This is a genomic window from Streptomyces sp. NPDC002640 (assembly GCF_053592575.1).
Window position 1 is genome coordinate 1 of record NZ_JBSFVZ010000011.1, and the last position, 18,323, is coordinate 18,323.

The 18,323-nt window shown below is 74.2% G+C and carries 18 protein-coding genes and 1 tRNA gene; 13 read left to right on the forward strand and 6 right to left on the reverse strand.

Annotation, left to right across the window (positions count from 1 at the left end; all coding sequences use genetic code 11):
• Positions 1-273 precede the first annotated feature (273 nt).
• A complete protein-coding gene (locus ACWD3O_RS16160) occupies positions 274-1,122 on the reverse strand; it encodes a TerD family protein (protein WP_451409930.1) in 849 nt (282 codons plus the stop codon).
• A gap of 205 nt (positions 1,123-1,327) precedes the next feature.
• Between ACWD3O_RS16160 and ACWD3O_RS16165 the strand changes: the two genes are divergently transcribed.
• From ACWD3O_RS16165 to ACWD3O_RS16180, 4 genes are all read left to right on the forward strand, one after another.
• Complete coding sequence (locus ACWD3O_RS16165; RefSeq protein WP_451409931.1) at positions 1,328-2,509, forward strand: HpcH/HpaI aldolase/citrate lyase family protein; 1,182 nt, start codon at positions 1,328-1,330, stop codon at positions 2,507-2,509.
• 479 nt (positions 2,510-2,988) lie between these two features.
• Positions 2,989-5,526, forward strand: a complete 2,538-nt coding sequence (locus ACWD3O_RS16170) for a phosphoribosyltransferase (protein ID WP_451416300.1) — start codon at positions 2,989-2,991, stop codon at positions 5,524-5,526.
• Complete coding sequence (locus tag ACWD3O_RS16175) at positions 5,523-6,398, forward strand: HAD family hydrolase (RefSeq protein WP_451416301.1); 876 nt, start codon at positions 5,523-5,525, stop codon at positions 6,396-6,398. Before ACWD3O_RS16170 ends, ACWD3O_RS16175 begins: the two co-directional genes overlap by 4 nt.
• A gap of 309 nt (positions 6,399-6,707) precedes the next feature.
• Positions 6,708-6,935 (forward strand): FmdB family zinc ribbon protein, encoded by a 228-nt coding sequence (locus tag ACWD3O_RS16180; RefSeq protein ID WP_451409934.1) that lies wholly within the window; start codon positions 6,708-6,710, stop codon positions 6,933-6,935.
• A 45-nt stretch (positions 6,936-6,980) separates the two neighbouring features.
• On the opposite strand, the gene ACWD3O_RS16185 is transcribed toward ACWD3O_RS16180, so the two are convergent.
• A complete protein-coding gene (locus ACWD3O_RS16185) occupies positions 6,981-8,324 on the reverse strand; it encodes a hypothetical protein (protein WP_451416302.1) in 1,344 nt (447 codons plus the stop codon).
• Between the two features lie 144 nt (positions 8,325-8,468).
• Between ACWD3O_RS16185 and ACWD3O_RS16190 the strand changes: the two genes are divergently transcribed.
• The 3 genes from ACWD3O_RS16190 to ACWD3O_RS16200 all read left to right on the forward strand — a co-directional run bounded on the left by ACWD3O_RS16190 (position 8,469) and on the right by ACWD3O_RS16200 (position 10,487).
• Positions 8,469-8,540, forward strand: a tRNA-Val gene (locus ACWD3O_RS16190).
• A gap of 113 nt (positions 8,541-8,653) precedes the next feature.
• Positions 8,654-9,445 (forward strand): hypothetical protein, encoded by a 792-nt coding sequence (locus ACWD3O_RS16195; protein ID WP_451416303.1) that lies wholly within the window; start codon positions 8,654-8,656, stop codon positions 9,443-9,445.
• Between the two features lie 184 nt (positions 9,446-9,629).
• Positions 9,630-10,487, forward strand: a complete 858-nt coding sequence (locus ACWD3O_RS16200; protein WP_451416304.1) for a hypothetical protein — start codon at positions 9,630-9,632, stop codon at positions 10,485-10,487.
• A gap of 188 nt (positions 10,488-10,675) precedes the next feature.
• Here ACWD3O_RS16200 and ACWD3O_RS16205 read toward each other — a convergent pair whose 3' ends face one another.
• Positions 10,676-11,017 (reverse strand): hypothetical protein, encoded by a 342-nt coding sequence (locus ACWD3O_RS16205; protein WP_451416305.1) that lies wholly within the window; start codon positions 11,015-11,017, stop codon positions 10,676-10,678.
• A gap of 148 nt (positions 11,018-11,165) precedes the next feature.
• On the opposite strand from ACWD3O_RS16205, the gene ACWD3O_RS16210 reads away from it, so the two are divergent.
• The 3 genes from ACWD3O_RS16210 to ACWD3O_RS16220 all read left to right on the forward strand — a co-directional run bounded on the left by ACWD3O_RS16210 (position 11,166) and on the right by ACWD3O_RS16220 (position 12,794).
• The gene (locus tag ACWD3O_RS16210) at positions 11,166-11,891 is read left to right on the forward strand and encodes a class I SAM-dependent methyltransferase (protein WP_451416306.1); all 726 of its coding nucleotides are present in this window, start codon (positions 11,166-11,168) and stop codon (positions 11,889-11,891) included.
• Between the two features lie 53 nt (positions 11,892-11,944).
• A complete protein-coding gene (locus tag ACWD3O_RS16215; protein WP_451409940.1) occupies positions 11,945-12,178 on the forward strand; it encodes a DUF2277 domain-containing protein in 234 nt (77 codons plus the stop codon).
• A 235-nt stretch (positions 12,179-12,413) separates the two neighbouring features.
• Positions 12,414-12,794 (forward strand): hypothetical protein, encoded by a 381-nt coding sequence (locus ACWD3O_RS16220; protein ID WP_451416307.1) that lies wholly within the window; start codon positions 12,414-12,416, stop codon positions 12,792-12,794.
• A 91-nt stretch (positions 12,795-12,885) separates the two neighbouring features.
• Here ACWD3O_RS16220 and ACWD3O_RS16225 read toward each other — a convergent pair whose 3' ends face one another.
• Positions 12,886-13,539, reverse strand: coding sequence for a DedA family protein (locus ACWD3O_RS16225; RefSeq protein WP_451416308.1), 654 nt, complete (start codon positions 13,537-13,539; stop codon positions 12,886-12,888).
• A 249-nt stretch (positions 13,540-13,788) separates the two neighbouring features.
• Between ACWD3O_RS16225 and ACWD3O_RS16230 the strand changes: the two genes are divergently transcribed.
• Positions 13,789-14,361: a superoxide dismutase family protein gene (locus ACWD3O_RS16230; protein ID WP_451416309.1), complete on the forward strand. Its 573-nt coding sequence runs from the start codon at positions 13,789-13,791 to the stop codon at positions 14,359-14,361.
• Here the strand turns inward: ACWD3O_RS16230 and ACWD3O_RS16235 are convergent.
• The gene (locus ACWD3O_RS16235) at positions 14,327-14,749 is read right to left on the reverse strand and encodes a DoxX family protein (protein WP_451416431.1); all 423 of its coding nucleotides are present in this window, start codon (positions 14,747-14,749) and stop codon (positions 14,327-14,329) included. The two genes, ACWD3O_RS16230 and ACWD3O_RS16235, sit on opposite strands and share 35 nt — an antisense overlap.
• A gap of 610 nt (positions 14,750-15,359) precedes the next feature.
• Entirely contained in the window at positions 15,360-16,010 is a 651-nt protein-coding gene (locus ACWD3O_RS16240) for an HNH endonuclease family protein (RefSeq protein WP_451409944.1), read from the reverse strand.
• Between the two features lie 425 nt (positions 16,011-16,435).
• Here ACWD3O_RS16240 and ACWD3O_RS16245 point away from each other — a divergent pair, with 425 nt between their 5' ends.
• Both ACWD3O_RS16245 and ACWD3O_RS16250 read left to right on the forward strand, forming a co-directional pair.
• Positions 16,436-17,017 (forward strand): TMEM165/GDT1 family protein, encoded by a 582-nt coding sequence (locus tag ACWD3O_RS16245; RefSeq protein WP_451416310.1) that lies wholly within the window; start codon positions 16,436-16,438, stop codon positions 17,015-17,017.
• 508 nt (positions 17,018-17,525) lie between these two features.
• Positions 17,526-18,221 carry an HAD-IA family hydrolase gene (locus tag ACWD3O_RS16250; RefSeq protein ID WP_451416311.1) on the forward strand — a complete coding sequence of 232 codons (696 nt, stop codon included), beginning with the start codon at positions 17,526-17,528 and terminating at the stop codon, positions 18,219-18,221.
• Positions 18,222-18,323 lie beyond the last annotated feature (102 nt).

Here is an 18,323-nt window from a genome sequence, read left to right on the forward strand (position 1 = left end):
GGATCTCCGGGGTCTCCGGGATCTCCGGGGTCTCCGGGCTCTGCGGGGTCGGCGGGATCTGCGGGGTCTCCGGGATCTGCGGGGTCGGCGGGATCTCCGGGGTCTCCGGGATCTCCGGGGTCGGCGGGATCTCCGGGGTCTCCGGGCTCTGCGGGGTCGGCGGGATCTCCGGGGTCTCCGGGATCTCCGGGGTCTCCGGGATCTCCGGGGTCTCCGGGCTCTGCGGGGTCGGCGGGATCTGCGGGGTCTCCGGGATCTGCGGGGTCGGCGGGATCAGCGGGAGAGGAACTGGGGGCCCATGGGGGGCAGGCGGAACTCCTGGTCGCCGACGGGCTGGGGGTAGCCGTACGCGGAGGCGTGCGCCGGCACCCGCTGTGCGGGAGCGGGCTGCGGATACCCGTACCCCGTGGGCGCCACCGGCGCGGCCGGCGGCGGATACCCGTACCCCGGGGTCGTCGGCGGCGCCGCCATCGCGGGCGCCGTGACGTCCTCCGCCGACACCGCGGCCGACGGCCGCGAGAAGTCCGGCCCGCCCTCCGCGGCGGCCCCCTCCGCGTGCCCTCCGGCCGCGTCGGCCTCCGGCTCCTCCACCGAGATGCCGAAGTCCGCCGCGAGGCCTTCGAGCCCGTTCGCGTACCCCTCCCCGAGGGCGCGGAACTTCCAGCTCCCGCCGCGGCGGTAGAGCTCGCCGCAGATCATGGCGGTCTCCTCGCCCGTCTCCGGCACGATGTCGAAGTACGCCAGCGGAGCCCCGTCCGGCAGGTCCGCGTCGTACAGCAGGATGCGCAGGTCCTCCACGCGGGAGAACGGAACGCCGTCCGCCGAGGCGACGACCAGAACACGGCCGACATCCGCCTCGACACCGTCGAGGTTCGTCTGGACCGTGTCGGTGAGGCCCTCGGTGACGCGCTTCTTGCCGAGCCGCCAGACCTTCCCGGAGGGATGCCGTGGCTGGTTGTAGAAGACGAAGTCCGCGTCGGACCGCACACGACCGTCCGTCCCGAGCAGCAGCGCGGAGGCGTCCACGTCCGGCGCCCCCGGTCCGGCGGACCACCGGAGCACGGCGCGTACCGTGCCCGCCTCCAGCGGGACGTTCGACCCCTTCAGCATCGCGTGCGTCATGCGGGCAATCCTGCCCTCTGGCTCTGGCCAGGACAATGCGGGGGTGCCGTCGGACCGGGCCGGCCCCCGGGCAGGCTTTGGCCGGACCTGAGCGGACATATGCCTGTCACCGGAACTTCACGGACCCCGGGAACTACAGAAATGGATCCGTACGTACTATTACCGGCCACCCTTTTCGGCCGCTGATTCACACGGGGGACACCCAATGCGTCACTTCGGGCACGTAGCCCCGGGGGTGCGAGAGCGCCTCTTCCACCAGCAGCCCTGCGCGTTCACGGCCGATTCGCCCGCTCCCGTCCTCTCCGCGGCGCTGGGCGCCACCCTCTACAGCCCGGCCACCCGCCCCCGGCTGGCCGACGACGTGCTCAAGCAGGCCGCCCGCGGGGTCGTCTCGATGGTGCTGTGCCTGGAGGACTCCATCGACGACGCCGACGTCGAGGCCGGCGAGGAGAACCTGGTCCGCCAGTTCGCGGAGCTCGACGCCCGGCTCGGCGACACCTCCGGCGAACGGCTGCCGCTGCTGTTCGTGCGGGTCCGGCACCCCGGCCAGATCGGCGACCTGGTCCGCCGGTTCGGCGCGTCCGTCCGGCTGCTCTCCGGGTTCGTGGTGCCCAAGTTCACCCAGGCACGCGGCACCCCCTACCTCGAGGCCGCCGCCGACGCGGAGACGGCCAGCGGCCGGCGGCTGTTCGTGATGCCGGTCCTGGAGTCCCCGGAGCTGCTGTACCTGGAGTCCCGGACCGAGACGCTGGCCGGAATCTTCGACGTGGTGGACAAGTACCGCGACCGGGTGCTGGCGCTGCGGCTCGGCGTCACGGACTTCTGCTCCGCGTACGGCCTGCGCCGGGCCCCCGACATGACCGCCTACGACGTGCGGATCGTCGCCTCGGTCATCTCCGACGTGGTCAACGTCCTGGGGCGGGCCGACGGCACCGGATTCACCGTCACCGGCCCGGTGTGGGAGTACTTCCGGCTGCAGGAACGAATCTTCAAGCCGCAGCTGCGGGAGAGCCCCTTCCGCGGCGAGGCGCAGGAACTGCGTGAGACCCTGATCGAGCACGCCATGGACGGCCTCCTCCGGGAGATCGCCCTGGACCACGCCAACGGACTGCTGGGCAAGACCTGCATCCACCCCACGCACGTCCAGCCGGTCCACGCGCTGTCCGTCGTCAGCCACGAGGAGTTCTGCGACGCGCAGGACATCCTGCGGCCCGAGCGGGGCGGCGGCGGGGTGCTGCGGTCGGCGTACACCAACAAGATGAACGAGGTCAAGCCGCACCGGGCGTGGGCCGAGCGGACCATGCTCCGCGCGGAGGTCTTCGGCGTCGCGCACGAGGACGTGGGCTTCGTCGACCTGCTCACCGCGGCCGCCGACGCCTGCCCGTGAGGGACACCGCGCCGCGGCGAACGCCCGGCGGCACGCCCGCGCCACAACGAGGTGGCCCGCCGCCGCGCGCCCGGCCTCCGGCTGCCCCTGCTGCCGCGGCTGTCGCGCACGGCCGCCGCCTCACGGCGCGCGCCGGCCGGGGTGGGGTCACCTGGGCCTCGTCGGCCTCGTGGGCTGGGGCCACGTGGGTCGGGGCCACACGGGGTGGGGTCACGTGGGCCGGGGCCACATAGGCCGGGCTCACGTGGGTCGAGGGCACACAGCCCGGGTCCCGCGGGGCGGGTTCCATGGGGGGCGAGGGACAGGGTTCCGGGCCCGTGAGGTGAGGGGGCCCGTGAGGTGAAGAGCCCGGGCGGGAGCCGTGGGCAGGGAGGGTTCGGGTCGTGGGGAGGGCGGCCCGGGGCGACGACGCAGGCAGACGGTCGCCGGCACCTGGTGGCGCACGCCACCGAGGCGCCGGCCGGACACACAAGGGACACATGAAGACAGCCGACACCGCCGAGGACCGCTCCGGGACCTGGACCGGCACCTGGGTCGCCGAACGGCTGGGCCTCGCCCTGGAGGGCGACCCGGCTCTGCGTGACCTGCTCGGGCTCGCCCTGCGCCGCAACCCCCGGCGGGCCCACCTGCTGGTCTCCCACGTCCTCGGCAAGCACGTGCCGCAGTCGCCCGCCGTGGTCCACGGACACGGCCTCGCGCTCGGCCACCGCGTCCGGGAACTGCTGGGCGCCGAACAGGCCGCCCGGGCCGTCGTCCTCGGCTACGCGGAGACCGCCACCGGCCTCGGCCACTCGGTCGCCGACGGCCTCGGCGACGCCCCCTGCCTGCACTCCACCCGCCGCCCCGTCCCCGGAGTGGAACCGGCCGGCGGCTTCGAGGAGTCCCACTCCCACGCCACCAGCCACCTCCTGCTCCCCGAGGACCCCGCCCTCCTCACCGGCGACGGCCCGCTGGTCCTGGTCGACGACGAGTTCTCCACCGGCAACACCGTCCTCAACACCATCCGCGCCCTGCACGCCCGCTACCCCCGCGAGCGGTACGTCGTGGTCGCGCTGGTCGACACCCGTTCCCCCGCCGACAGCGGCCGGCTCGCCGCCTTCGCGCAGGAGATCGGCGCCCGCGTCGACCTGGTCGCCACCGCCTCCGGCCGGGTCCGGCTGCCCGAGGACGTCCTGGCGAAGGGCCAGGCCCTGGTCGCCGAGCACGAGGCCCGCGCCGAGGCCGCCGCCCCGCGCGCCGCGGACCTGGTCCCGCGGCAGCGCACGGCCGCGGCGTCCGCCGTCCGCCGGGTGGACCTCGGCTGGCCCGACGGCCTCCCCGACGGCGGCCGGCACGGCTTCACCCCCGCCCACCGCGCCCGGCTCGACGCCGCCCTGCCCGCCATGACCGGCCGCCTCACCGCGGCGCTCCCGGACGCCGCCCGCCGCGGCCGCGTTCTCGTCCTCGGCTCCGAGGAGCTGATGTACGCCCCGCTGCGGCTCGCCGCAGAGCTCGAGCGGAACCTCCCCGACGCCGGCGTGCGGTTCTCCACCACCACCCGCTCGCCCGTCCTCGCGGTCGACGACCCCGGCTACGCCATCCGCACCCGCCTGGTCTTCCCCGCCCACGACGACCCGGCCGACGGCCCCGGCGACCGCTTCGCGTACAACGTGGCCGGCGCCGGCTTCGACGCCGTGATCGCCGTCGTCGACTCCGCCGCCGACACGCCCGCCCTGCACGGAGAGGACGGCCTGCTCGCCCAGCTCGCCGCGCACACCCCGCAGGTGCTCCTCGCCGTCGTCCCCAGCCACGTCCCCGCGAGAACCGCCCGCCAGGGCGCTCCCGCGCGCGCACCCGAAAGGCCCGCCATGCTGCCAGAGCCCCTCCGCGGACCGGACTTCTCCTCCTACGCCCCCGACGAAGTGGGCTGGCTCCTGCAGGACCTCTCCGACGTCACCCTCGAGGCGCCCACCGAGGAACGCGAGGAGGCGATCCAGAGCGGCGGCGCCCACTACGCCGAATCGCTGCCCGTCGAGTACCAGCCCAGCGACGACTACCAGCGGCTCTTCCACGCCGCCCTGGAGACCTCCGCCGCCCGGATCGCCGAGGCCGTCGGCGTGGTCACCGAGACGGTGCTGGCCGAGCGGGCGCCGCGCAGCGGGCAGACCGTGCTGGTCTCGCTCGCCCGCGCCGGCACCCCCGTCGGCGTGCTGATGCGCCGCTGGGCCCGGCAGCGGCACGGCCTCGACCTCGCGCACTACGCCGTCTCCATCGTCCGCGGCCGCGGCATCGACGCCAACGCGCTGCGCTGGCTCGCCGCCCACCACGACCCGCGCGACGTGGTGTTCGTCGACGGCTGGACCGGCAAGGGCGCCATCACCCGCGAACTCGCCGCCGCCATCGAGGAGTTCGAGGCGACCGAGGGCATCACCGGCTTCGACCCGGAGATCGCGGTGCTCGCCGACCCCGGCTCCTGCGTGCGCACCCACGGCACCCGGGAGGACTTCCTCATCCCCTCCGCCTGCCTCAACTCGACCGTCTCCGGCCTGATATCGCGCACCGTGCTGCGCGCCGACCTGGTCGGCCCGGACGACTACCACGGCGCCAAGTTCTACCGCGAGCTCGCCGGATCCGACGTCTCCGTCGCCTTCCTGGACGCCGTCTCGGCCCACTACGACGACGTCGCCGACGCCGCCGAGGCCCGCGCCAAGGAACTCCTCGCCGCCGACCGCACCCCCACCTGGGAGGGCTGGGCCGCGGTGGAGCGGATCAGCGAGGAGTACGGCATCCACGACGTCAACCTGGTGAAGCCCGGCGTGGGCGAGACCACCCGGGTGCTGCTGCGCCGGGTACCGTGGAAGATCCTCGCCCAGAAGGACGCGGGCGCCGACCTTGACCACGTCCGGCTGCTCGCCGCCCAGCGCGGAGTGCCGGTCGAGGAGGTGGACGACCTGCCCTACAGCTGCGTCGGACTGATCCACCCGCGCTTCACGCGCGGCGCCACCGGCACCGACGGTCGGGCGGTGGCCGCGCGATGACCGAGTTCCCCGCCGCCGAGGCCCGCGCCCCCCGGTCCCGTGCCGCCGAATCCCATACCGGCGGCCCTCGCGCCGTCGTCGCCAGCGACCTGGACCGGACCCTGATCTACTCCACGGCCGCCCTCGCGCTCACCATGCCGGACCCGGACGCCCCCCGGCTGCTGTGCGTCGAGACCCACGAGCACCGACCGCTCTCCTTCATGACGGAGACTGCGGGCGAACTCCTCGCCGAACTCGGCGAGACCGCGTGGTTCGTGCCCACGACCACCCGCACCCGCGCCCAGTACGAGCGCATCCACCTGCCGGGGCCCGCGCCCCGCTACGCGATCTGCGCCAACGGCGGCCACCTGCTGGTCGACGGCGTCTCCGACCCCGACTGGCTGCGCACCGTCGACGCCCGCCTCGCCGACGAGTGCGCGCCGCTCGGCGAGGTCTCCGACCACCTCCGCCGCACCGCCGACCCCGCCTGGCTGCGCAAGCACCGGATCGCCGAGGACCTCTTCGCGTACCTGGTCGTCGAACGGGACCTGCTGCCGCCGCAGTGGGTCAAGGACTTCTCCGAGTGGGCCGAGAACCGCGGCTGGACGGTCTCCCTCCAGGGCCGCAAGATCTACGCCGTGCCCAAGCCGCTCACCAAGAGCGCCGCGGTCCGCGAGGTCGCCCGCCGCACCGGGACCGACCTGGTCCTCGGCGCCGGCGACTCCCTCCTCGACGCCGACCTCCTCCTCGCCGTCGACCGCGGCTGGCGCCCCAACCACGGCGAACTCGCCGACACCGGCTGGGGCGCCCCCACCGTCGTCCCGCTGGTCGAGCGGGGGGTCCTCGCGGGGGAGCGCATCCTGCGCGAGTTCCTCGCCGCGGTGCGGGGGTAGCGGGGGGCGGGCGGCACGCACCGTGCGGCGGGGCGGGCGGGGCGGCGCTGCGGCGGAACCTTGGCGCCCGCCGCGGTGGCTGTTCCCTCGCCTCCGCCGTTCCGTCGCCTCCGCCGTTCCGTCGGCCTGCTCCGCTCCCCGGTCTGCGCGGACCTTCGCTGCCCGACCGTGCTCGTGGGGCGTGGCGGGGCTCATGGGTGCCGTGGTTCACCGTGCCCCGGCGCGGGGCGGGCAGCTGGCTGAGGCCACGGCTCGGCCCTCTTCGACGGGGTCGGGCCCCGGGCCGCGGCCGGAACGCATAATGAGGCCATGCCTCGTTACGAGTACCGCTGCCGCACGTGCGGCGACACCTACGAACTCAGCCGCCCCATGGCGGAGTCCTCCGCCCCCGCCCCCTGCCCCGCGGGCCACGAGGACACCGTCAAGCTCCTCTCCACCGTGGCCGTGGGCGGCCGCTCCGGCGGGTCCCCGGCTCCCGCCCCCTCGGGCGGTGGCGGTGGCGGTGGCGGCTGCTGCGGAGGCGGCTGCTGCGGCTGACCCGCACGGCGGTGGGCCCCGCCCTGTCCGGCGGGTCCCGGCGCCTCACCCCGCCGCGCGTTCCTCCCGGATCGCCGCGACCACCCGCGCCACGTCCTCCCGCACCGCCCGCGTCTCCCGCAGGAACCGCCACCAGTCCGGGTGCCGCGCCCCCTCCACCGCAGCCGCGGCCCGATCGAGGCGGGCCGCCGCCGCGTCCAGGGGCGCGGCGTGCCGCGGGTCCGGGCGGTGCCGTCCCGCCATCGCCAGCCGCTGCGCGTCCCGCACCGCGAACCGGGTGCGCTCGGTCTCCCCGCCGGGGTCCTTCCGCACCGCCTCCAGCAGCCGCAGTCGCTCCCCGACGGCCGAGACCGCCTCGTCGGCGGCGTTCAGCAGCGCGCGAACCGTCGCCAGCAGCGCTGTGGCGTCCGCCCACCGCTGCTCCTGGCGGGCCGCCCGCGCCTCGGCGAGCCGTTCCCCGGCCTGGGTGACGTTCCGCGCCGCCAGCTCCGGCACCTGCTGCAGGTCCTCCCAGCAGGCCAGGGTGAAGCCGCGCCGCAGCTCGCTCAGCAGCGGCTCGACCTGGCCGGTGCGGGTCTCCAGCGCCTCGGCCCGGGTCCGCAGCGACACCAGCCGCCGGTCGATCTCCGCGGCCCGCTCCGGCAGTCGCGCCGCCTCCGCACGGACCGCCTCCGCCTCCCGCGTCATCCGGTCGGCGCGCTCCAGCGTGGCCGCCGCGCCGTGCCGTCCGGCGCCCTCGTTCAGCAGGGTCAGCTCCGGCCCCAGCGCGGCCAGCCGGGTCGCGAGGTCGTCCGCGCGCAGCCCCGCCCCGCGCGTGACGTCCAGCTGCTCCGCCGCCGCCCGCAGCGCCTGCCGGGCCCGCTCCGCGGCGGGGGCCAGCCGGGCCAGCCGGGTCTCCGCCTTGTCCAGCAGCGGCCCGAGCCCCTCCGCGAACCGTTCCAGCTCGCGCCGCACCTGCTCCAGCTCGTCCTTCGCCCGGGTCAGCTCGGCGCGTGCCCGGCCGGCCGTGCCGGCGTCCAGGTCGTCCCGGTCCAGGTCGTGGGCGTCGATCGCCTCGATGTACCGGTGACTGGCCTCGTCGACCCGCCGCCCGAACTCGTCGAACGACGCGAGCGCCCGCCGCGCCTCGGGCGACTCGTCGACGGCCCGGATCGTCTCCAGCGACAACCGCAGCTCCCGCTGCGCGGTGTCGAGCTCGTAGAAGGCCTGCGCCGCCGCGTCCTTCGCCTCCTGCGCCTGCGCCCGCCGGTCGTCCGTCCGCTCCCCGAACCACCGCCGCGTCCCACCGCCCGCGAAGGCCCCCGCCACCAGCGGCGTCAGCAGCAGCGGCAGCGCCAGCAGCGCCACCACGTCCTTGACCGGCCCGGGCGTCCACGACTTGTCCGACACATCCACTCCCCGTCACCGCCGGGCCGACCCCGCCATTGTCCCACCTGTGTCGACGCACCACACGGCCCTGGCAGTTCGCCCGCCGGACGCGGAGTTTGCGGGAGTGGCGGAGCGGCAGGGTAGGCTGTCGGCTCGTATTGTCCTGCGCGCGTAGCTCAGCGGTAGAGCGCCGCCCTTACAAGGCGGATGTCGGCGGTTCGAAACCGTCCGCGCGCACCGGCGAAAAGGCCCCCGCGAGCACCAGTCGCGGGGGCCTTTCACTGCAGTGGCTGACGGCAGTCCCCGCCACCGGCGCCGCTCTGTCGGACCTGCATGGAACACTCCGGCGCATGTCTCTCGCGGATCTCACCTTCGACCAGTGGCGGTCGTTCGACCTCTCAACCGTGCGTCGGGTCGCGCGTCAGGCAGCTGATCGAGTGGGCGGACGCCTGGTCGCCGTCGAGGCCGGTGAACACCTCGGTGCCCCGATGCACCGTGTGCGGATCGAGCGGGCCGCACAGGAATTCGCCCTGGTGCCCGGCGGCGATGTGGAGCTCGGCTTCGACCTCGACGCCTGGCAGCCGACGGCCGAGCAGGTGGCCGACTACCAGGAGAGCGTGGAGCAGGGTTACGGATACGGCCCGGACCTGCGGGCCCACCTCACGCAGGTACTCAGCCCACGCCGGCGCGTCACCTTGGCGTCGGTACTGATGGCGGTGGAGGACGAGAACCTGACCGAGCCGTCCGCCGGCCTTCCTGCCGCGCTCGCGGCTCGCGGCCTGCGGATGCCGACCTCCGACGAGTGGGAGCACGCCTGCGGAGCCGGATCCACCACCCTGTTCCGTTGGGGCAACGACTGTCCCCTCGACCGGTCTCCCTACGGCGACCGGACCGGTCCACAGCAGCAGCCGAACGCCCTCGGCCTCCACATCGCCTACGACACGTACCGGACCGAGCTGACGAGCGATGTCACCGCGGTGCACGGCGGCGAGGCGGTGTGCGGCGGCTACGGCGGCCTGCTGGAGTGGCTGCCCCTGGCCACGGCCAACCGCAACCCCTTCTACGCCACCGAGTTCGTCCACGGCCCGGAGGGCGAAGACATGTACCACCTGTTCTCCACCCGGCCTGTTCTCGCGCTGTAGACGTACCTCTCCGTCCCTGGCCGGGCGCATGGCGATGCGGGCTCGGTACCACGGCGAATGCGCTGTGCGTGTCCGGCGCTTGGGGTGTGGGATTCGCGGCGTGGCGCTTCGGAGCAGAACGGGCCCCGTCGCGGCGGGGCGGGACTAGCCTCGGCTGCCCGGCAACCGTGAGTCAGGGGGCGCGATGAGCGTGGGTCGACGGGTGGGGATGAGGGCCGCGCGGCGGCGGGGCGAACTGCGGGCCGAGGCCGCGCGGCTCCAGGAGCGGGAGAGCAGGCTGGAGGAGGAGCGGCGGGACGTGGGGCGGGTCCGGTCCCGCGTCGAGGCGTGGGCGCTGACCGTCGCCGCCGTGGTGGGCGCCGCCAGTCTGGGGTTCACGGCGTGGTCGACCCACATGAGCGTCCAGGTGGGCAAGGACCAGCTGCAGCAGTCGACGGAGGAGGACGAGGACGAGGAGAGGTCCCAGGCGTCCCTGGTCAACTACTGGGTGGAGGAGTCGAGGCCGGAGGAACCCGGGCAGGCCTCGGAGTGGGGCAACCGCCTGGTCATCGTCAACAGGTCGCCCGACCCCGTGAGTTCGGTGGGGATCTACTACTCCGTGAGGGAGAGGGGCGGCAACGGCTGGACCGGGGAGCCCGGTTCCCACGTGGCGCAGGACGTCGTCAACGTCGGCGAGGACTGGATTCCGCTGCTGCCGCCCTGCTCCCGGGCCGTGGTCCGCGCGAAGGACGTCCTGGCCTACGACGGCACACCGCTGTCCGCGGAGTCCAGGATCGACGCCCACGAGCTGATCTTCACCGACTCGCGGGGGCAGGACTGGTACCGGGACCACCGCTACCGGCTCCTCGCGTTCGAGCGGCCGGGGAAGTACAGCGTCTTCGCCTTCCCCGAGACCGGCGGGACTCAGGCGCTGTTGCTCGGGAAAGCCAGGACGTGGCTGCGGAGCACCTACGGCACGGTGCCCGCGGACCAGCCCGCCATCACGGACGCGGCCGCTTCCGTGGAACCACTGGGGGAGTGCGGGGAGGCTGCCGGCTCCTGAGGCGCGGCCTCGTCGCGGGCCTGGGCGGTCCGCTTGGTCGTGGTCGTAATCGTGGTCGCGGTGGTGCTCGTGGTGGTGGTCGCGGTCGTGACGGTGGGGCCCGGTGTGCCGGGGGTGGTGCCGGGAGCCGCCCGGTAGCGGGCGGCTCCCGGCGCTCGTCGGGCGTCGCGGCAGCCGGCCGGGCGGCGTCAGGCGCTGTCGCGGCGTTCTTCATGGGCGTGCTTCAGTCCTGAGCGGGCCTCCGGGACGTCGGGGCCCTGTACCTCGGTCCAGAAAGGGTGCGTCGTGACGAACACCGCCAACTCGTGTTCCCGGCGGCGGAGCTTCTCGACCTGTTCCTGTTCGTCCGGCGTCCAGCCGGGGGAGGCGGGACGCTCGACCTTGCGCCAGCCGTTGTCGTCGCTGAAGCCGTCGTGGGGGTCGACGGACCAGGGGAGGCGCTTGAGGAGGGCCGAGAGCTCGGCCCTGACCTGGTGCAACTCCGCCTGACCGTCGAGCAGGTCGCTCGGAAAGTCGTAGGTCTTGGCCACATCGACAATGCTACGCCTGTTCGATTTAGTGAGGCGAGTTCGACCCGGTGGTTTCCCTCGAACGGGTGTCCCGCGTTGTCGGAGTTTGATCGGCGGACGGCGGAAAGTCCGTGGTGGGTTCCACTCGGATGCGTCTACGTTCGCCTGCATGACCGACGAAGGCTTCCGGCATCCCCGGCTCGCGGCGCTCTACGACCCGCTGGACCCCGACCGCGGCGACCTCGACGCCTACCTGCGGATGGCGGAGGAGTTCGCGGCGCGCCGGGTGCTGGACATCGGCTGCGGCACGGGCGTCTTCGCGCTCCTGCTCGCCGAGCGGGGGATCGAGGTCGTGGGCGTCGATCCCGCCGCGGCGTCCGTCGACGTGGCGCGGGCGAAGCCCGGAAGCGGACGGGTGCGGTGGATCCACGGGGACGCGACGGAGCTGCCGCCGCTGCGGGTGGACCTGGCGACGATGACGGCGAACGTCGCCCAGGCGATCGTCGAACCCGAGGTGTGGCACGGGACCCTGGAGGGCGCCCGCGCGGCGCTGCGGCCCGGCGGACGGCTGGTGTTCGAGACCCGCGATCCGGACCGGCGCGCCTGGGAGGAGTGGACGCGGGAGGACTCCTGGCAGGTCACGGAGGTGCCGGGGGAGGGGGCCGTCGAGAGCTGGGTCGAACTGGTCGAGGTCGGCCTGCCGCTGGTGAGCTTCCGCTGGACCTACGTCTTCTCCTCGGACGGCGCGGTGCTGACCTCGGACTCGACGCTCCGGTTCCGGGACCGGGACGAGGTCGAGCGGGACCTGGCCGGGCACGGATTCGTGGTGGAGGAGGTCCGTGACGCGCCGGACCGGCCGGGGCGGGAGCTGGTCTTCGTCGCGCGCCGGCCGTGAACGGTGTGCACGTAACTGTGCGGTGCGGAGCGCTCGCGCGCCACACTGGACGTATGTGTCGCAGCATCAAGACGCTCCGTCCGCCCGCGCTGCCGGGTGAGGCGACGGAGGAAGAGATCAGGGCCGCCGCGCTGCAGTACGTGCGGAAGGTCTCCGGGTTCCGCGCGCCCGCGGCGCACAACCGCGAGGTGTTCGACGCGGCGGTTGACGCGGTCGCCGAGGCGACGGCCGACCTGCTCGCCCAGCTGGAGGTGCGGGGAGGCGGCGCGAGGGCCACGACGGCCTAGGCGGCGCCGCGGTCCCTGCCGCCCCGGGCTCTCCTCGAGTGCGGGGTGCGGGGCCTTCGCGCGCGGGTGCGGTGATCCGCGCGCTGGGCCGAACGGGGGACAGACTTCGCAAGGCGCGGAAAACGGACCTACGGGACGAGTAGAAACGGACGCGAAGTCCACCGGACGCGGAAACGTATCCCCACGCCTCACGGCCGGGGTCACGTGTGCGTCATGGATCGTCCTGGAGGGAACCTTGGGTATCCGCCACATCACCGCCACCACCGTCGCCGCCTTCGCCCTGGTCGCGGGCCTGGCCACCGGAACCGCGTCGGCCGCGCCCGCCGCACCGGAGACCACGGCCTCGCAGAGCGTCGGCGTGGACCGCTGCCACAAGCACCGGGACCACGACCGCCACAACTGGCGCGACAACCGCTGTCGGGACCGGCACGACCGGTGCTGGCGCCGGGACCGCGACCGTGACCGCCGTGAGCACGGCCGGCACCACGGCCGCGGCTGCGACCGCTGGGAGCGGGACCGGTGGGACCGGGACCGCGACCGGGACCGCTGGGAGCGGGACCGCTGGGACCGCGACCGTGACCGGTACGACCGCGACCGCCGCGACCGTCGCCGCTGACCGGCAACCGCTCGGCCCCTTCTGATCTCCGCCCCCGTCGGCCCCCGCCGACGGGGGCGGAGTCGCGTCCTCGGCGCGGTGGCCGGGTGCCTCAGGTCGTCGCCGACGGGGCGGTGTCGGCCAGGGGGCGGCGGAGCAGGTACGCGGCGGCGGCGCCCGCGAGGAACAGGGAGAGCACCGAGACCGCCGTGGTGATCCATCCGGCACCCAGCCACTGGCCGCCGAAGTAGCCGAGGCCGATGCTGTAGCCGGCCCAGCTCACGCCGGCCAGCACCGACCAGGGCAGGAACTGGCTCACCCGGCGCTGTGCCATGCCCGCCCCCAGGCTGACCACCGAGCGGCCGGCGGGGGCGAACCGGGCGACCAGGAAGAGCGCGCCGCCGCCCCGGGCCAGGGCCGCTCCGAGCCGGGCCTGGGCGATGCGCAGGCGGCGGGAACGCGCCAGCACCCGGTCCAGGCGCGGGCCGCCGCGCAGGCCGACCCGGAAGGCGGCCAGGTCGCCGAGGACCGAGGCGGTCGTGGCGCACAGGGTGAGGACGATCAGGTCCGGAACGTCCGTGGCCGTGCCGGACACCGCGTCGGCACCGGCCGCGGCGGCTCCCGTCCCCGCCGCCGCTGCGGTGGCGGCGGCCGCGACCAGCACGCCGCTGGGGAGCACCGGCAGGAAGACGTCCAGCAGGATGGAGATCACGATCAGCCCGTAGATCCACGGACTGGTGGCCAGGGTTCCCACGCTCTCCCACACGGCTCTCTCCCGGACCTCTCCCGGCTGTTACCGGGCCGCGGCGTCGCAGGGAGCGGCAGGAGCGGCCGATGACGGACAACTGCCAAAGAGTACGCCGATCAGGTGATTGGCGTTCCTCGAGGGCACGTATGTCCTCAAGGTCCCGTTCCTCCTTGTGCCGGTGTCGACGAGCGCGGCGCGGCCTCCTCCCGTATCAACGGGAGTGCGAACCGACGGCGAGCAGTGAACGACAGTGAGGAGCGGGTGGAGATGGCAGTTCGGGCGGGAGTGTGCGCGGGTGTCGTGGCGATGGCCGTGCTGGGGGCGGGCGGGGTCGCCGTGGCGGGCGGCGGCGAGCAGCACCCCCATGGCGGGAAGCCGGGTTTCCGGATGACGACCGAGGGCGTGTTCGCGCCGAAGAAGACCGCGACCACGGCGTTCACCTATGACAAGAAGCTGGTCCCGGTGGGCTCCTGGGTGCAGGTCGGGCAGCGGACGGCTCCCGGTGGGGCGACCACGGTGACGCTCCGGGTGAAGGGGCTGAAGGCGGGCCACGCCTACGGCGTCCACGTGCACACCAAGCCGTGCGCCGCCGATCCCGCCGCGGCCGGCGGGCACTACCAGCACAAGCCGTCCACCGACCCGGCGGCGGTCAACCCGCGCAACGAGGTCTGGCTGGACTTCACGGCCGACGCGAAGGGCTCCGGCAAGGCCTCGGCCCATCACGACTGGGGCTTCCGCAAGGGCGGGGCGTCCTCCGTGGTGATCCACGACGAGCCCGGATCCTCGGGTGCCCGCGTCGGCTGCTTCACGGTGCCGTTCGGGTGGACGACCGCGAAGTGAGACGACGGAGCGGGGCGCCCAGCGAGAGGGCGCCCGGGCCGGTGACGACGAGAAGGAGGAAGGACCAGCAGAAGAGGGCGGCCGGCTCGCCGCCGTTCTGCAGCGGCCACGGGTCGCGCGCCTGGTGGACGGTGAAGTACGCGTAGGCCATCGAGCCGGAGCAGACCAGCGCGGCGGCGCGGGTGCCGAGTCCCAGGAGGACGAGGGAGCCGCCGACGAGCTGGATGACCGCCGCGTACCAGCCGGGCCAGGCGCCGACCGGGACGGTGCCCCCGGTGCCGTGGGCGCCGCCCAGCACGCCGAAGAGCGAGGCGGCGCCGTGGCAGGCGAACAGCAGGCCGGTCACGACGCGGAAGAGGGCCAGGACGTAGCGGCGGGCCGCCGCGATGCCGAGGTCGACGGCGAGCGCGAGGGAGGCGGGTGACCCGTCCGGGGGCGCGGAGTCCGAGTCCGCTGCCGTGGCCAGGGTCGCCGCGTGTGCTCCGGCCGCCGTGGAGGGCGCGGGCGCCTCGGGGGAGGGCACGCGTACCTCGGCGGAGGAAGGGGCGGGCATCTCCGCCGACGGTGCGAGCACTTCGGCGGAGAGGGCGGGCACCTCCGCGCAGGGCGCGGGCATCTCCGCGGACGGTGCGGGCATCTCCGCGGACGGTGCGGGCATCTCCGCGGACGGTGCGGGCACCTCGGCGGAGGGCGCGGGTACGCCGGCGGGCGGGCCCTGGGCTGCGGTGGTCGCGGGGGAGGCGTCGTGCGAGGCGTCGTGCGAGGGCTGGGGCATGGTGGGCTCCTCGGAGTGGGCCGATCGAGGACAGTGTGATCGGACCGGAGAGCCCCGCCCCGGCCGTGGCCCACCAGGTCACCGGGGAGAGTGACGGCGGGGCCGCGGCCGGGGCGTCGGAGCCGGGCGGGAGACGGGGCGGAGCGTCAACCTCGCCGGGGCGAGGGCGCGCCGACCGGCTAGGGCCGACTCGGCGGTGCCACCGGCTCGTTCCGGTTCCGGCTCAGCAGCCGGACAGGTAGCTGGTCAGCGCGCTCTTCTCGGCGGAGTCCACGGAGAGGTTGTAGTAGTACTTCACCTGCACCCAGGCGCGGACGTAGGTGCAGTGGTACGCGGTGCGGGACGGCATCCAGGTGGCGGGGTCCTGGTCGCCCTTCGCCTGGTTCACGTTGTCGGTGACGGCGAGCAGCTGCGGGCGGGTCAGGTCGTTGGCGAAGGCCTGGCGCTGCGCGGTGGTCCAGTTGCGGGCGCCGGAGTCCCAGGCCTCGGCGAGCGGCACCAGGTGGTCGATGTCCACGTCGGAGGCGAGGGACCAGGTCGCGCCGTCGAAGGGCGAGTACCAGCTGCCGCTGGTCGCGGCGCAGGAGGAGTCGGTGACGACGCCGGAACCGTCGCGCTTGAGCACGGTCTCGCGGGTGTTGCAGGCACCGCTGATGGTGATCCAGTGCGGGAACAGGTCGCGGTTGTAGCCGGTGCGCACCTCCGTCTGGACCGGGAGGGAGGCGAGGTAGCTGCGGGCGGTGGTGGCGCTGACCGGCGTCGGGAGGGCGGCGGAGGCGCTCGGGGCGGTGAAGAGGCCCAGCGAGGCGAGGATCCCGGCCAGCGCCGTGACTATGCCGAATCGACGACCGTGACGCGCGTAGAACTTGGGCATGCGAAGTCCCTCGGTGGTGGGGGAGTGGAGCGCGGACGACGGCATGCTCGTCGCGTCACGTTGCCGGCGGATGAGCAGCCGGTGAGAAATTAGCGACGCGTACATGCCACGACAAGAGGCCGAGGGAGGTTCCGCCGCGTTCGCCCGGATGTTCCGCACCGGACGTTCACACCGCCGCTCGCGCCCGGAGGTTCCCGTACGATGGACGCAGCGGAAGGGGAGTAGCCCTACGCCGGGACCGTCGACATACTGCTCAGCTCGCTGAGCCGGCGCCCGGGGGCCGCGCACCGGTGCGTCACCGGAGCGGCCGGCGAGACCTTCGGCAAGCAGTGCATACCCGTGTGCATCATCCGTGTGTGCTGCCGTGCCGAGGTGTTCGCAGACGCGCAAGCTCTCGGCGGGGTGGCCCGACCGATTGAGGAACAGTGATCAGTATTGGTGTGACGGCGCTCGTGTTCGGCGTCGTCTTTCTCGCGGAACTCCCCGACAAGACCGCCCTCGCGGGCCTGGTGCTGGGGACGCGCTACCGCGCCTCCTACGTCTTCGCCGGCGTGGCGGCGGCCTTCCTGGTCCACGTGGTGCTCGCGGTCGCGGCGGGCAGCGTGCTGACCCTGCTCCCGCAGCAGATCGTGCACGCGATCACGGGTGTGCTCTTCCTCGGCGGGGCGGCGGTGCTGCTGATGAAGAAGGGCGAGGACGAGGAGGAGGTCCGCAAGCCGGAGAACCAGTCCTTCTGGAAGGTCTCCGGGGCGGGTTTCATGCTCATCCTCGTCGCCGAGTTCGGTGACCTCACGCAGATCATGACCGCGAACCTGGCCGCCCGGTACGACGACCCGCTGTCCGTGGGGCTCGGGGCGGTGCTGGCGCTGTGGTCGGTGGCGGCGATCGGCATCCTCGGCGGTAAGGCGCTGATGAAGAAGGTGCCGCTGGAGCTCATCACGAAGGTCGCCGCCGTCGTGATGGTGGGGCTGGGTCTGTGGAGCCTGTGGGAGGCGATCGCCGGCTGACACCGGCCGGGTCCCGGGGCGGCGCCGCCTCTGCGGTTCCGCCGCCGGGGCCCGGTGGCGCCGCCCCGCCCCTACGGTTCCGCCGCCGGGTCCCGGGCGAAGCCCGATCGGTTCTGCCGCCGGGTCCGGCGATGCAGCCCAATCCGTTCCGTCGTCGGGCCCGGGGCGGGGTGGCGCGCGCTTTGCCCGCCGCGCCGCGCTCGACCTGGTGACTCGGCGGGGGCTGGGGGCCGACGCACGTTGGGCGTGGCCGTTCCGGCTGTGTTCCGGTCGCCCCCGGTCGGGAGTCGACAGGTCGCGTTCGGTGCGCCGCACGTGCTCTGAGCTGCTCTTTCGCCTCGTCGGCGCGGAGTCGGCGCGGGGAGGTGTCCACATCCTGGGCCCCAGGGTGGCGGGAAGCGGACAGGTTTTGTATCGTGAAGGAACAAAGTGGTTCCCGCTCGTCACCCCCTGACCGGCGGGCGGGGCCACCTTGGTTTTCTTCTCTCGTTGTCTGGAGCCGTGCCGTATGGCCGTGGGTGCCGCAGTGGAACTCCCCGTCCGCGCCCTTCTGCTGGACATGGACGGAACCCTTGTCAACTCCGACGCCGCCGTCGAGCGCGTCTGGCGACGCTGGGCCGCGGAGCACGGCATGGACGGCGACCGCGTGATGCGGGTGGCGCACGGCCGGCAGGGCTACGCCACGATGGCGCTGCTGCTGCCCGACCGCCCCATGGCCGAGAACCACGCCGACAACGTCCGGCTGCTGGCCCAGGAGACGGCCGACACCGAGGGCGTGGTGGCGGTTCCCGGCGCCTCCGAGTTCCTGTCCTCCCTGCGGGGGCTCCCGCACGCGCTGGTGACCTCGGCCGACGTGGCGCTGTCCACGGCGCGCATGGCGGCCGCCGGGCTGACCGTGCCGGAGATCCGGGTCACCGCCGAGGACGTCTCCGCGTCCAAGCCGGACCCGGAGGGCTTCCTCAAGGCCGCCGCGGAGCTCGGGATCGCGCCGGAGGACTGCCTCGTGTTCGAGGACTCCGAGGCCGGGATCGCCGCCGGCAAGGCCGCCGGGATGCGGGTGGTCGGCATCGGTGAGCGGGCCGCCGCCCACGGCCCGGACGTGGTCGTGCCCGACCTTCGGGCGATCCGCGTCACGGCGGGCGCGGACGGTCTGATCCTGGTCCGGGCGGAGCGGGACGGGCTCGGCCGGCCCGCCGGTGACTGACCGCCGCCGCACGAGCGCGCCATGACGCGGGACCGGACAGGTCCCGCCCTTAGAACCAACCGGGCCCGGCCCTCATCGCCCGCCGGCCGGGCCCGGTTATCG

Coding starts and splice junctions, on each gene's coding strand:
- ACWD3O_RS16160 (WP_451409930.1), bottom strand. CDS start 1,122: ATGACGCACGCGATGCTGAAGGGGTCGAACGTCCCGCTGGAGGCGGGC.
- ACWD3O_RS16165 (WP_451409931.1), top strand. CDS start 1,328: ATGCGTCACTTCGGGCACGTAGCCCCGGGGGTGCGAGAGCGCCTCTTC.
- ACWD3O_RS16170 (WP_451416300.1), top strand. CDS start 2,989: ATGAAGACAGCCGACACCGCCGAGGACCGCTCCGGGACCTGGACCGGC.
- ACWD3O_RS16175 (WP_451416301.1), top strand. CDS start 5,523: ATGACCGAGTTCCCCGCCGCCGAGGCCCGCGCCCCCCGGTCCCGTGCC.
- ACWD3O_RS16180 (WP_451409934.1), top strand. CDS start 6,708: ATGCCTCGTTACGAGTACCGCTGCCGCACGTGCGGCGACACCTACGAA.
- ACWD3O_RS16195 (WP_451416303.1), top strand. CDS start 8,654: ATGTCTCTCGCGGATCTCACCTTCGACCAGTGGCGGTCGTTCGACCTC.
- ACWD3O_RS16200 (WP_451416304.1), top strand. CDS start 9,630: ATGAGCGTGGGTCGACGGGTGGGGATGAGGGCCGCGCGGCGGCGGGGC.
- ACWD3O_RS16210 (WP_451416306.1), top strand. CDS start 11,166: ATGACCGACGAAGGCTTCCGGCATCCCCGGCTCGCGGCGCTCTACGAC.
- ACWD3O_RS16215 (WP_451409940.1), top strand. CDS start 11,945: ATGTGTCGCAGCATCAAGACGCTCCGTCCGCCCGCGCTGCCGGGTGAG.
- ACWD3O_RS16230 (WP_451416309.1), top strand. CDS start 13,789: ATGGCAGTTCGGGCGGGAGTGTGCGCGGGTGTCGTGGCGATGGCCGTG.
- ACWD3O_RS16240 (WP_451409944.1), bottom strand. CDS start 16,010: ATGCCCAAGTTCTACGCGCGTCACGGTCGTCGATTCGGCATAGTCACG.
- ACWD3O_RS16250 (WP_451416311.1), top strand. CDS start 17,526: ATGGCCGTGGGTGCCGCAGTGGAACTCCCCGTCCGCGCCCTTCTGCTG.